Source organism: Rhizorhabdus sp. P4_G6 (genome assembly GCF_056401045.1).
Map to the genome: position 1 here is coordinate 1 of NZ_JBFUKC010000010.1, position 12,714 is coordinate 12,714.

General features: G+C 65.3%; 16 protein-coding genes. 12 read left to right on the forward strand and 4 right to left on the reverse strand.

What is annotated here, in order from left to right:
- Positions 1-165 precede the first annotated feature (165 nt).
- The 8 genes from rpsP to AC1DPF_RS11720 all read left to right on the forward strand — a co-directional run bounded on the left by rpsP (position 166) and on the right by AC1DPF_RS11720 (position 4,439).
- Positions 166-591, forward strand: coding sequence for a 30S ribosomal protein S16 (gene rpsP / locus AC1DPF_RS11685; RefSeq protein ID WP_477868215.1), 426 nt, complete (start codon positions 166-168; stop codon positions 589-591).
- 6 nt (positions 592-597) lie between these two features.
- Positions 598-1,071, forward strand: coding sequence for a ribosome maturation factor RimM (gene rimM / locus AC1DPF_RS11690; RefSeq protein WP_477868213.1), 474 nt, complete (start codon positions 598-600; stop codon positions 1,069-1,071).
- On the forward strand, positions 1,068-1,346 hold the full coding sequence (locus AC1DPF_RS11695) for a hypothetical protein (RefSeq protein WP_477868211.1): 279 nt from the start codon (positions 1,068-1,070) through the stop codon (positions 1,344-1,346). The genes rimM and AC1DPF_RS11695 overlap by 4 nt, the downstream gene beginning before the upstream one ends.
- Positions 1,347-1,426: 80 nt before the next feature.
- Positions 1,427-1,726, forward strand: a complete 300-nt coding sequence (locus AC1DPF_RS11700; protein WP_477868209.1) for a hypothetical protein — start codon at positions 1,427-1,429, stop codon at positions 1,724-1,726.
- A complete protein-coding gene (locus AC1DPF_RS11705; protein WP_477868207.1) occupies positions 1,723-2,103 on the forward strand; it encodes a PIN domain-containing protein in 381 nt (126 codons plus the stop codon). The genes AC1DPF_RS11700 and AC1DPF_RS11705 overlap by 4 nt, the downstream gene beginning before the upstream one ends.
- A complete protein-coding gene (trmD, locus tag AC1DPF_RS11710; RefSeq protein WP_477868205.1) occupies positions 2,100-2,840 on the forward strand; it encodes a tRNA (guanosine(37)-N1)-methyltransferase TrmD in 741 nt (246 codons plus the stop codon). Before AC1DPF_RS11705 ends, trmD begins: the two co-directional genes overlap by 4 nt.
- 3 nt (positions 2,841-2,843) lie before the next feature.
- Positions 2,844-3,233: a 50S ribosomal protein L19 gene (gene rplS, locus AC1DPF_RS11715; RefSeq protein ID WP_340314310.1), complete on the forward strand. Its 390-nt coding sequence runs from the start codon at positions 2,844-2,846 to the stop codon at positions 3,231-3,233.
- A 180-nt stretch (positions 3,234-3,413) separates the two neighbouring features.
- The gene (locus AC1DPF_RS11720) at positions 3,414-4,439 is read left to right on the forward strand and encodes an aspartate-semialdehyde dehydrogenase (protein WP_477868202.1); all 1,026 of its coding nucleotides are present in this window, start codon (positions 3,414-3,416) and stop codon (positions 4,437-4,439) included.
- Between the two features lie 218 nt (positions 4,440-4,657).
- Here the strand turns inward: AC1DPF_RS11720 and AC1DPF_RS11725 are convergent, their stop codons facing one another.
- Entirely contained in the window at positions 4,658-4,990 is a 333-nt protein-coding gene (locus AC1DPF_RS11725) for a hypothetical protein (protein WP_477961491.1), read from the reverse strand.
- Positions 4,991-5,089: 99 nt separating this feature from the next.
- Between AC1DPF_RS11725 and AC1DPF_RS11730 the strand changes: the two genes are divergently transcribed.
- The 4 genes from AC1DPF_RS11730 (at position 5,090) to AC1DPF_RS11745 (ending at position 9,682) form a co-directional block, all read left to right on the forward strand.
- Entirely contained in the window at positions 5,090-5,533 is a 444-nt protein-coding gene (locus AC1DPF_RS11730) for a GFA family protein (RefSeq protein ID WP_477961493.1), read from the forward strand.
- Positions 5,514-6,290: an alpha/beta fold hydrolase gene (locus AC1DPF_RS11735; RefSeq protein WP_477868196.1), complete on the forward strand. Its 777-nt coding sequence runs from the start codon at positions 5,514-5,516 to the stop codon at positions 6,288-6,290. The genes AC1DPF_RS11730 and AC1DPF_RS11735 overlap by 20 nt, the downstream gene beginning before the upstream one ends.
- An 89-nt stretch (positions 6,291-6,379) precedes the next feature.
- On the forward strand, positions 6,380-8,227 hold the full coding sequence (locus tag AC1DPF_RS11740) for a M2 family metallopeptidase (RefSeq protein ID WP_477868194.1): 1,848 nt from the start codon (positions 6,380-6,382) through the stop codon (positions 8,225-8,227).
- A 285-nt stretch (positions 8,228-8,512) separates the two neighbouring features.
- Positions 8,513-9,682 carry a GGDEF domain-containing protein gene (locus AC1DPF_RS11745; protein WP_477961495.1) on the forward strand — a complete coding sequence of 390 codons (1,170 nt, stop codon included), beginning with the start codon at positions 8,513-8,515 and terminating at the stop codon, positions 9,680-9,682.
- 7 nt (positions 9,683-9,689) lie between these two features.
- Here AC1DPF_RS11745 and AC1DPF_RS11750 read toward each other — a convergent pair whose 3' ends face one another.
- From AC1DPF_RS11750 to AC1DPF_RS11760, 3 genes are all read right to left on the reverse strand, one after another.
- The gene (locus AC1DPF_RS11750) at positions 9,690-11,138 is read right to left on the reverse strand and encodes an AMP nucleosidase (protein ID WP_477868190.1); all 1,449 of its coding nucleotides are present in this window, start codon (positions 11,136-11,138) and stop codon (positions 9,690-9,692) included.
- 29 nt (positions 11,139-11,167) lie between these two features.
- Positions 11,168-11,650: a redoxin family protein gene (locus tag AC1DPF_RS11755; RefSeq protein ID WP_477868188.1), complete on the reverse strand. Its 483-nt coding sequence runs from the start codon at positions 11,648-11,650 to the stop codon at positions 11,168-11,170.
- Positions 11,651-11,741: 91 nt separating this feature from the next.
- The gene (locus AC1DPF_RS11760; RefSeq protein WP_477961497.1) at positions 11,742-12,704 is read right to left on the reverse strand and encodes a glycosyltransferase family A protein; all 963 of its coding nucleotides are present in this window, start codon (positions 12,702-12,704) and stop codon (positions 11,742-11,744) included.
- Between the last annotated feature and the right edge of the window lie 10 nt (positions 12,705-12,714).

Sequence of the window (12,714 nt, forward strand, 5' to 3'; positions counted from 1 at the left end):
GGCTTGGGCGGCCTGCTCGGCGGGGGCGGCGGCATGCCGCCGATGGCGGGCGGCGGCGGTCTTCCCGGCCTGCCCGGCAATCCCCAGGGCCTGCCCCCCGGTTTCCAGAATTTCATGAAGAAGAAATAAGCACTTACGTCAGATTACCAGAAAGGAACTTCCCGAATGTCCGTATCGATCCGTCTCGCCCGTGGTGGCGCCAAGAAGCGTCCTTATTATCGTATCGTCGTCGCCAATTCGCGCAGCCCGCGCGACGGCGCCTTCATCGAGAAGATCGGGTCGTACAACCCGCTGCTCGCCAAGGATGACGCCAACCGCGTCGTGCTCGACACCGAGCGCGCCAAGCATTGGCTGTCGGTCGGCGCACAGCCGACCGATCGCGTCGCCCGCTTCTTCGACGCCGCCGGCGTCAAGGAACGCCCTGCCCGCAGCAACCCGAACAAGGGCGTCCCCGGCGAGAAGGCCAAGGAGCGTGCCGAGGAGCGCCAGGCCAAGCTCGACGCCGCTGCCGAGGCGGCCGCAGCTCCGGCGCCAGTCGCCGAGGAAGCTCCCGCCGAGGAAGCCGCTGTCGAGGAAAGCAGCGAGGCTTAAGCCGGCATGACCGCCGATCGCCCGATCACGCTGGCCGTCATCATCGGCGCACATGGCGTGACGGGCGAGGTGCGGCTCAAGCTGCTGAGCGAGGACCTCAAGGCCTATCCGTCGCTTTCGGGCGCCGGGCGAACCTTCACGCTCAAATCGCTCCGGCCAGCCGGGGCGGGCGCCGTTGCGCGCTTCGCCGAGGTCACCGACCGTAACGCCGCCGAGGCGCTGCGCGGCACCGAGCTCGGTGTAGCGCGGTCGGCGCTCCCGCCACTGGGCGAAGGCGAATATTATCATGTCGACCTGATCGGCCTGCCCTGCCTTGCCGCGGGCGAGCCGGTCGGCACGGCGGTCATGATCGACGATTTCGGTGCCGGCGACGTGCTCGAGATCGAGAAGCCCGACGGCAAGCGCTTCATGGTCCCCGTCGCAAAGGCCGTCACGATCGAGCCCGATCGCCTGCTGATCGACCCGGAGTTCGTCGAATGAACCCTGCCGCCATCTTCCTGACCATCGGCGCGGTCTATCTGGTGATCATCGCCTATGGCGTGGTGCGCACGCGCAAGCGCGGCCTGCCGCTCCAGGTCCGCTTCGCCGCCGCCACCGCGCAGGTGGTGCTGCCGCCCGCGATCCTGTTCGGCGCGCTGCTGATGACGCGGGATGCCTTCATGATCGGTGGATGGGGCGTTATGCTGGCGATGCTGCTCGTCGCGGGGGCGCTGCTGGCGATCTGCACAGACATTGTCGCGAAGCGGGTTCTGTAGTATATACGCGTTGTATATACATCGGATAATAAGCCGTGACGGAAGTAAAGCGAATCTCTCTGGAAAGCATTGCTGGCTCAATGCCGGAGCTGAAGCCGCGGGAAATCAAGCATCTTCGGACGCGCACCTTCAAGTCGGGCAATTCCCTGGCGCTGCGTTTGCCGGCAGGGCTCGGGCTTGAACCCGGCGTCGAAATGGAACTCAGGGTTGAGGACAACCAGCATTACGAGTTCTGGCCCGTCGAAACGCCGAAGCGGAAGTTCGCGATCGACAAGGTGTGGGGTTCGGCCACCGACCTGCAGCTCATCGATGCGGCCGATCGGACGTTCGACGAACGGCCGCTATGGGGAGCTGACGACGCGGGTGACGAACGCGGGTGAAATATCTCCTCGATTCGAACATCATCATCCGCCTTGCGATGGCGTCCGGGCATGTGCTGCGCGCCCGCGCCGCCGAATGCGACGACGGTGACCTAGTCACCTCCGCCATCGCGCTGGCCGAAGTCGCCTATGGCTCGGCACAGGGAAAGCCGCCTGCCTTGGAGCAGCTAAAAGCATTTCTCGAAGAAGTCCCGGTGCTAGATTTCGACCTGAAGGCGGCGATGACCTATGCGTCGCTCCCATTTCGGCGCGCCAGCTATGACCGGCTGATCGCCGCGCATGCCCTGTCGCACGAGCTTGTCGTTGTTACGGACAATGTGGCGCACTTCGCGGACGTGCCCGGTCTAAAGGTTGAGAACTGGACTTTGCCGGCATGACCTTCGCCGCCACCATCCTCACCCTCTATCCCGAGATGTTCCCTGGCCCGCTCGGCGTCTCGCTGGCGGGCCGCGCGCTCGCCCAGGGCAAATGGGCATGCGAGCCGGTCCAGATCCGCGACTTCACCACCGACAGGCATCGCTCGGTCGATGACACGCCTGCGGGCGGCGGGGCGGGCATGGTGATGCGCGCCGACATCCTCGCGCGTGCGGTCGATCACGCCCTCGATCGCCAGCCGGACTCTCCGGTTCTCGCGATGACGCCGCGTGGCGCTCCGCTTACCCAGGCCCGCGTGCGCGAAATCGCCGCCGGCCCCGGCGTCACGATTCTCTGCGGCCGTTTCGAGGGAATCGACGAGCGGTTGTTCGAGGCGCGGCCGATCGAGCCGGTCTCGATCGGCGACTATATATTGTCGGGCGGCGAGATGGGCGCGATGGTGCTGCTCGATGCTTGCATAAGGCTGCTTCCCGGGGTAATGGGCGCCCCCGATAGCGGGGATGACGAGAGCTTCGAAACGGGGCTGCTCGAATATCCGCATTATACCCGACCTGCTGAGTGGGAAGGGCGCACGATCCCCGAGGTGCTGCGATCTGGGGATCATGCGAGGATCGAGGCATGGCGCAAGTCGATGGCCGAGACCGATACAAGGCTAAGGAGGCCGGACCTTTGGGAGCGCCATGAGGGCGCTCGGGTCAAGTCTCCCTCTGGCGCGCGGCGACAGAAGAAGGAGCGATGAGCCATGAACCTCATCCAGACGCTCGAAGCCGAGCAGATTGCCAAGTTCAAGGAATCGAAGTCGATTCCCGATTTCCGTCCCGGTGACACGCTCCGCGTCGGCGTGAAGGTCGTCGAAGGCGAGCGCACCCGCGTCCAGAATTACGAAGGAGTGTGCATCGCGCGTTCGAACAGGGGCATGGGCAGCTCGTTCACCGTGCGCAAGATTTCCTTCGGCGAGGGCGTCGAGCGCGTCTTCCCGCTCTATTCGCCGAACGTCGATTCGATCGAAGTCGTCCGCAAGGGCGTCGTGCGTCGCGCGAAGCTATACTATCTGCGTGGCCGCACCGGTAAATCGGCGCGAATTGCGGAGCGCCGCGACAATAAACCGGCCGCCGAGGCCCAGGAAGCCTGATCGACCAGGCAACCAAACCAAACCTCGCAAGCGGCCGGCTCCCCAGGGAGACCGGCCGTTTGTTTATCCATTCGGGTTCATCACCAACATGAGGCGTCTCCCGGCGGAGGCCGGGGTCTCGTCAGCCTCCTGAGATCCCGGCCTCCGCCGGGATGACGCCTTAACAAGGAAGACAATATCATGGGCTATCGTGTCGTCGTCGCGGGTGCCACCGGCAATGTGGGCCGCGAAATGCTGAACATCCTCGCCGAGCGCGAATTCCCGATCGACGAGATCGCCGCGCTCGCCTCCGCACGGTCGCAGGGCGACCAGATCGAGTTCGGCGAGACCGGCCAGATGCTCAAAGTCCAGAATATCGAGCATTTCGACTTCACCGGCTGGGACATCGCGCTGTTCGCGATCGGATCGACGGCCACCAAGATCTATGCGCCCAAGGCAGCCGCAGCGGGCTGCACCGTGATCGACAACAGCTCGCTCTACCGGATGGACCCGGATGTGCCGCTGATCGTGCCCGAGGTGAACCCGGAGGCGATCGACGGCTACAAGGCGCGCAACATCATCGCCAACCCCAATTGCTCGACCGCGCAGATGGTAGTCGCGCTCAAGCCGCTGCACGATGCCGCGACGATCAAGCGCGTCGTCGTGTCGACCTACCAGTCGGTGTCGGGCGCCGGCAAGGAAGGCATGGACGAGCTGTTCGAGCAGAGCCGCAACATCTTCGTCGGCGATCCCGCGACGCCGAAGAAATTCACCAAGCAGATCGCGTTCAACGTGATCCCGCACATCGACAGCTTCCTCGACGACGGCTTCACCAAGGAAGAGTGGAAGATGGTCGTCGAGACCAAGAAGATCCTGGACCCCAAGGTCAAGGTCGTCGCCACCTGCGTCCGCGTACCCGTGTTCGTCGGCCATTCCGAAGCGATCAACATCGAGTTCGAAAACGAGCTGCCGGCCCAGGACGCGCAGAAGATCCTGCGCGAGGCGCCCGGGGTGATGCTCGTCGACAAGCGCGAGGACGGCGGCTACGTCACCCCGGTCGAGTGCGTCGGCGACTTCGCCACCTTCGTCAGCCGCGTCCGCGAGGACCCGACGGTGGAAAACGGCCTGGTGCTGTGGTGCGTCTCCGACAACCTGCGCAAGGGTGCCGCGCTCAACGCGGTCCAGATCGCCGAGCTGCTCGGCCGACGTCACCTGAAGAAGGGATAGGCAGCGGACCCTTGGCGTCATTCCAGCGAAAGCTGAAATCTGTCTTCCTTCTCCCTACAAAGGGGGAAGGGAGATCCCGGCTTTCGCTGGGGTGACGAGGACGAGATTTCGGCATCCGCCTGCCAACCCAACGATGGTCGCCCGTCGCGATCGTCGCGCTCTCACCGCTGCTCAGCCCTCGGCGCGCCGGCGATCCGCACGGCGGCCGAGGCGCGGCGCTATGCGGAGGGTGTCGCCTGTCCGCGCCGCTTGATCTGGCTCACCTGCGCGAGCTGACCTTCGAGGATCTTAATCGCCTCCTTCTCCTCATCATCCATTCGCGACAGATCCGCATATTTGATCAATATCTCGATCGCGTCGCCGATCCGGCCGAGCTGGCGGCCGTAGCTGCCCACCTCGTCCAGTATCTCCTGCTCGATCTCTGGATGGGGCGTCTGGCCCAGATCGATGTTGATCAGGCCGAACCGCGCGCCCTGCTGATATAAGGTCCACGGGTTGATCGCCTGCCAAAGCTTTTCGGGTGCGAGCGAAAATTGCATCGTCTTGGTCATGGCCATGCCTTTCGAAATATCGCTGCGACTATCCCACGGACGGGGCATCTCGCCCAAGCTCGATTTACGAGCGGCGCGATTTCGGTCCATCTTAGCCGGATGAGCGAAACCATGACCGGCGGCTGCCAATGCGGCCGCATCCGCTACCGCGCCGACATCGACTCGGCGGAGGCCTATCTCTGCCATTGCCGGATGTGCCAGCGCGCCACCGGCGGCGTCTCGATCGCCTTCCTCAACCTGAAGAAGACGGCAGTGCGGTGGGAAAGCGAACCCGACTTCTACCACAGCTCGCCGATCGCGCGCCGGCCATTCTGCTCGACCTGCGGCACGCCACTTGGGTTCGAGTTTCCGGACAGCGAGAATTGCGACCTCACGATCGGCAGCTTCGACGATCCGTCGCGCTTCGCGCCGTCGCATCATAGCGGTGCGGAGGGGCTGCACGAGGCGTGGATCGACACGCGCGGCCTGCCGCGCTACCGCACCGACGACAATGCGGCGATCGTCGACCGCTGGATGAAGGCCGTTGGCAAACTCCCCGACTGAGATCACCACCCACAGCTTCGCGGGCGCCGACGGCGCGGCGATGGCATGGCACGAGATGGGGGCGGCCGATGCGCGGCCGCTGATCCTGATTCACGGGCTGTTCTCGAACGCCGCCACCAACTGGATACGCTATGGCCATGCCGCCAAACTGGTGGCGCAAGGGCGGCGGGTGATCATGCCTGATCTGCGCGCGCATGGCGAAAGCGCGAAGCCGCACGACGCCGGCGGCTACAGCCACGACATCCTCGCCAATGACAATCTGGCGCTGATCGAACAGCTGGGGCTCGCGCCCGGCAGCTACGATCTCGGCGGCTACTCGCTCGGCGCCCGCACCGCCGCGCGCATGCTGTTGCGCGGCGCTCGTCCGGCCAGGGCGATGCTTGCGGGCATGGGACTCGAGGGGCTGCTCGATCTCGGCGACCGGGTGGAATTCTTCCGCTCGGTGCTGGAAGGCGCCGGCACCCATCAGAAATTCTCGTCGGAATGGATGGCCGAGGCCTTTCTCAAGACCACCGGCGGCGATGCCAGGGCGCTGCTCCTGCTGCTCGATCACTTCCCCGCGATCCCGCGCGCGGCACTCACCGAGTTCGAACTGCCGATCCTGATCCTGACAGGTGCCGAGGACCGCGACAATGGCTCGGCACGGGCGCTGGCCGATGCGCTGCCCAATGCCGCGCTGGTCGAGGTGCCGGGCAATCATATGAGCGTGGTGACGCTGCCGCAGTTCGGCGATGCGGTCGCAGACTGGTTTCGATAGCGTATCAGCGGGCCAATACACTGCTTGACCGTTCCCCGGTGGCTGGTGACAATGCTGTCAGCACAACCGCTTCACCGAGGGATCATTCCATGAAATCTGCAATCAAGGCGGCATCGTCCGCGCTTGCTCTCGCTGTCCTGCTGGCGACCGCACCTGCCGCCGCGCAAGGTCCCGGCGCAGCCGCCCCGCTTGCCGCGCCTGCCACCACGGCCGATGCGGACGCCTTCGTCGCGGCCGCCGAAAAGGAGCTCGACGACTACGGCATCTTCGCAGCGCAGGTGGCCTGGATCAACGCCACCTACATCACCGACGATACCGACGCGGTCAACGCGAAGGTCGGCGCCGACCAGACTGAGATGCAGGTGCGCCTCGCCAAGGGCGCGGCGCGCTTCGACGAGCTCAAGGGGCTGAGCTACGACACCCGCCGCAAGCTCGACATGCTGAAGCAGAGCATCACCCTGCCCGCGCCCGACACGCCCGGCGCGGCCCGCGAGCTCAACGACATCGCGACGCGGCTCCAGTCCGCTTATGGCAAGGGCAGGGGGACCCTGCGCGGCCAGGACATCGACGGCTCGGATATCGAGGCAGAGATGGGCAAGAACCGCAACCCGGCGGAACTCAGGGAGATGTGGGTCAGCTGGCACGACAATGTCGGCCGGCCGATGAAGGGCGACTATGCCAAGCTGGTCGAGATCGCGAACAAGGGCGCGGTCGATCTCGGCTACAAGGATCTGGGGGCAATGTGGCGTGCGGGCTACGACATGCCCGCCGACGACTTCGCCAGGATGATGGACAAGCTCTGGGTTCAAGTGAAGCCGCTCTACGACGCGCTCCACTGCTACACCCGTGCCCGGCTCAACGCGAAATATGGCGACGCCGTCCAGGCGAAGACCGGACCAATCCGCGCCGACCTGCTCGGCAATATGTGGGCGCAGGAATGGGGCAACATCTATGATGTCGTCGCGCCGAAGGGCGCCGGCGACATCGGCTACGACATCGGCGACCTGCTGGTCGCGAAGAAATATGATCCGGTGAAGATGGTCCGGACGGGCGAGGGCTTCTATTCGTCGCTGGGGTTCGCACCGCTGCCCGAGACCTTCTGGACGCGATCGCAGATCACCAAGCCGCGTGATCGCGAAGTCGTCTGCCACGCCTCCGCCTGGGATATCGACAACAAGGACGATCTGCGCATCAAGATGTGCACGAAGCTGGTGTCGGACGACTTCGTCACGATCCACCACGAGCTTGGCCATAACTATTATCAGCGCGCCTACAACAAGCAGCCCTATCTCTACATGAACGGTGCCAATGACGGCTTTCATGAGGCGATCGGGGATTTCGTCGCGCTGTCGATCACGCCCGATTATCTGGTGAAGATCGGCCTGCTCGACCCCGCCTCCGTGCCGAGCGCGGACAAGGATATCGGCCTGCTGCTGCGCCAGGCGATGGACAAGGTAGCGTTTCTGCCGTTCGGGCTGCTGATGGACAAATGGCGCTGGGGCGTATTCAGCGGCGCGATCCAGCCGGCGAACTACGAGAAGGCGTGGACCGACCTGCGCCTGCAATATCAGGGGATCACCCCGCCGGTGGCGCGCGACGCCGACGCGTTCGATCCCGGCGCCAAATATCATATTCCGGGAAACACGCCCTATGCGCGTTACTTCCTGGCCCGCATCCTCCAGTTCCAGTTCTACAAGGCCGCGTGCGACCAGGCCGGCTGGAAGGGACCGCTGCATCGCTGTTCCTTCTATGGCAACAAGCAGGTCGGCGAAAAACTGAACGCGATGCTGGCGATGGGGGCATCGAAGCCCTGGCCCGACGCGCTCGAGGCGTTCACCGGCAGCCGTCGGATCGACGGCTCCGCAATGCTTGCCTATTTCAAGCCACTCATCGGGTGGCTTAACGCGCAGAACAAGGGACAGCGCTGCGGCTGGTGAGCAAGAAGCCGCTGCCGGAGCGATTCGGCAGCGGCCCGCTTCCGCGACCTGGAACTCGAACTGGCCAAGAAACGGTTGACTGCTGCAGGGGCGAAACACTGGAATCTTTCAGAAATAAACTCCAAAATGGCGCGAATGACCGGAAACGGAGCGTGGCACTCGTTGTAGACTATTGCCTTTTGTAACCGCCTGCTGCAGTGCAGCGATCCATTCGACATCGAATTGTGTCGACCGTCGAAGGCGTGTTCTGCCTTTGCCGTTCGGCTTTGTTGTGTTTGGGACTCGATGACGGCAGCGATGGTCCACATCATTGCGTTGACCTTCATCGCTGCGATGCTCGCGGCGGTGATGCTGATCGCGTGGTACAGCTTCGGCAGGCCGCGCCATGCACTGATCTGGGCGATCGCATTTGCCATCGCCACCGGAGAGTGGTTCTTCAGCTTGCTGATGCGGCTCTATGCGGCCGACGACGTCTTGCTGTTCGCGCTTGTCGCCGGCCTGAGCTGCCTCTCGAACGCGCTGATCGCGGTCGGCTTCGTCGCGCGAGCGCGTGCGAGCGCGCGGCTGCTGCCGCTGCTGCTCGCGGCATGCGCCGCAGGAGCGCTGATCACCGGCCTGACCTTCGCCATCCATCATCGCGGCGTGCGCGAAGCGGCGTGGCTGTTCTTTGGCGGCGCGATGCTGGTGATCAGCGCCGCCAATGTCGCGCGGTCGTTGAAGGCCGCCCCGCCGCCCGAGCGATCGGTCGCGATGATGCTGATCATGTTCGCCGCGATCGACTTCGCAGCTGCGGGGGTCACGCTTGGCGAAGGCCCCGCCGGCTATAGCGAAAGCCTGATGATCGTCCACACCCTGCTATTGCTGCTCTATCCGTTGGCCTTCATCGGCGTGGGCATCTTTTCGGTCTTCCTGGTCGCCGCGGACCTGGCGGAGACCATGCGGCAGCTGGCGACCTCCGACATATTGACCGGCATCTATAATCGCCGCGGCTTCGAGGATTCTGCCGAGCGGGCGATCCGCAACGCCCAGCGCCAGCGCCAACCGCTCGCCGTGGTGATCGCCGACATCGACAACTTCAAGGCGATCAACGACCGCCACGGCCATAATAACGGCGATCGGGCGCTGCGCCATTTTGCGACCAGACTCGAACGCCTTATCCGGCGCGGCGACCTGATCGGCCGGATAGGGGGCGAGGAGTTCGCGCTGCTGCTCGTCAACACCCGCGCCCACAACGCGCTGGACGTCGTCGAGCGCATCCGTCGCGACATCGCCGCGATGCCGGTCGACGGCCCCGCCAGGATCACGATGACCGCCAGCTTCGGCGTCACCGGCCTGCGTCCGGGCGATATCTCGCTGGCCGCCCTGCTCGCGCGCGCAGACCGGGCGCTCTATCGTTCCAAACTCGACGGCCGGGACCGCGTGACGAGCGCCGAGGAACTGGAAGAAACGATCTAGCGGGGGTTCAGCGGAAAGGCGGCTCGTTGAAAGCGCGCAATTTGCGGCTGTGCAGGCGTGCTCCCTCGCCGCGCAGCTGATCGACCGCCGCGATGCCGATCTGGAGATGCTCGGCAATGGCGCGTTCGTAGAAGCGGTTGGCCTGGCCGGGCAGCTTGATCTCGCCATGGATCGGCTTGTCGGAAACGCACAGCAGCGTGCCATAGGGGACACGGAAGCGATAGCCCTGGGCCGCGAGCGTCGCCGACTCCATGTCGATCGCGACCGCCCGACTCTGGCTGAAGCGCAACGCCGAGGCGGTGTAGCGCAGCTCCCAGTTGCGATCGTCCGAAGTCACCACCGTACCGGTGCGCATCCTGAGCTTGAGCTGCTCGCGGCTCTCGCCGGAGACGATCTCGGCGGCGTGGGTCAGCGCCTGCTGCACCTCCGCAATGGCCGGAATCGGGATTTCGGGCGGCAGCACGCTGTCGAGGACATGGTCGTCGCGCAGATAGGCATGGGCGAGGACATAGTCGCCGATGCGCTGGCTGGGGCGCAGCCCGCCGCAATGGCCGATCATCAGCCAGGCGGCCGGCCGCATCACCGCAAGATGATCCGTGATCGTCTTGGCATTGGAAGGACCGACGCCGATGTTGACGAGGGTGATCCCCGACCGGTCGGGCGCGACCAGATGATAAGCCGGCATCTGGTGCCGCCGCCACGCGCTGTCGGCGATGGCGGCGCGCGGATCGGGATCGCCGGGCCGCACCTCGACGCCGCCCGCGCCGCTCAGCAGCGTATAGCGGCTGTCGCCGTCGAGCTGGTCGATCGCCCAGTGGACGAACTCGTCGACATAGCGATGATAGTTGGTGAACAGGATATAGTCCTGGACGTGGCCCGGCGGCGTGCCGGTGTAATGGCGGAGCCTGGCCAGGCTGAAATCGACGCGCGGGGCATCGAACAGCGCGAGCGGGCGCGGGCTGTCGCCGTCATGGACCCAGAGGCCGTCGGCGAGTTCGTCGCCGATCTGCGCCAGTTCGGTCGAAGGAAAGATCCGCGCCAGATCGACTGGCGAGGCGCCGGTCAGGTCGAGATCCTCGCCGGCGTCGAGCACATAGTTATAGGGGATCTCGGTGGTGCTGACACCGGCTTCCACGGTGACCCCATAATCGTCGATCAGCAGGTCGATCTGCTGGGCGAGATAGGGCGCGAACAGCGATGGCTGGGTGACGGCGATCGCATAGTCGCCGGCCGCCTGGAGCCGCCCATAGGCGCGGCCGAGCGGGCCCGGGTCCCGCGCGCCGTCATAGCGCAGCCTGATCTCGGGATAGGCGAAGGCGCCGTTGCCGCGCAGCGCGGGATCGGGCCGCGCGCCGCTCTGGATGTACAGGTTCAGCGCGGCGCGAAGGCAGGAGACCGATGTGCGGTAGATTGCGTCGAGCTGTTCGACGATGGCCAGGCTCTGGGCAGATGGCAAACAGGCGTCCCTCCTGTGCGGCAGTGGCGTCAGAGCTGCCCCAGCATATATTCGGCGCTGCTGACATTATAATCGCGCGGCGCCTCGACATTGAGGGTCGTGACGACGCCGTCCTTGACGATCATCGAGAAACGCTGCCCGCGCAGGCCCATGCCGGCGGCAGTCCCGTCCATCGTCAGGCCGAGCGCCTTGACGAACTCGCCATTGCCGTCGGCGAGCATCGTCACCTTGCCTCCGGCGCCGGCGGACTTGCCCCAGGCGTCCATCACGAAGGCATCGTTGACCGCGGTGCAGACGATCTCATCGACACCCTTGGCCAGGATAGCCTCGGCCTTGTCGATGAAGCCGGGCAGGTGGCGCGCCGAGCAAGTCGGGGTGAAGGCGCCGGGCACCGAGAACAGCGCCACGGTGCGGCCGCCGAACAGCGCGTCGCTGGTGACCTCGGCCGGGCCCTCGGCGGTCATCTTCCTGAAGCTGGCGGCGGGAATTCGGGCTCCGGTGGCGATCGTCATATGTTGTCCTCGTGTTTGTCCGATGTGCGGCTAATCGGATCATGTTGCAGTTTATGGACTAATACCACCAGCCGTTCTTCCCAAGCGCGTTCTAGACCCGCTCGCGTAGCCGCAGCAGCCAGGGTGCCAGGAAGGGTGCCATCCGCATCAGCCAGAGCGCCTTGCGCCAGCGTGGGCTGCGAGTGCCGACACCAAGGCGGATCAGGTCGGCGACGCCGGCGCGCACCTGGCCGGCGGCGACGCGCCGGAAGCCGTCCTCGATCGCCATATCCCGCTCGATCCGCGCGCACATCTCGTCCGCCGCGGCCGCTTCCGGCTGGCCGGCGAGATAGTGTCGCGCCTTGTCCATCACCGCATGGGCGGTGCGCAGCATCACCGCCGTGTTGCCCGACATCTGCCCCTCGCGGCGGCGGTAGCGGGCCAGCGGGCGCGGCACATAGGCGAGGTCCCAGCCGGCCGCGAGCAGCCGGATCCAGGCGTCGAGGTCCTCGGAGGACTTGAGCCCGGCATCGAAGCCGCCAATGGCCTGTATCGCCTCGCGGCGCATCGCGGTCAGGCCGAATATGTTGAACTCGCGGCGGATGACCCGCTCCAGCGTCGCGGGCAGGATCTGCGGGCAATAGGCCGAGAAGCGCTCGCCCACCCGGTCGGCGCCGAAGAAGACGGCGTCACCGGTCGCGAAGCCGATCCGCGGCGAGGCTTCGATCGCCGCGACCATCGCCGAGACGAAATCAGGCTCGAGCATGTCGTCGCCGTCGAGCAGCGCGACATAGGACGTGTCCGCCGCGGCGATCGCGCGGTTGCGCGCCATCGGCAGCCCGCCATTATCGGTCTGGAGGAAATTTATCCGGGGATCGTCGAGATAGGGCGCGACATGCTCCGCCACCCGCGCGTCGCCGTCATCGACCACGATCACGGTCCAGTCGGCCCGGTCCTGCGCGATCACCGATTCGATCGCGTCGGCGAGCATCGAGCCAACCCCATAGGCCGGGATTACCACCGTCATCACGGCTCGGCCTGGCGCGCCTGCCTCTTCCCCCGATTGCGTCGTCATCGGCAGGACT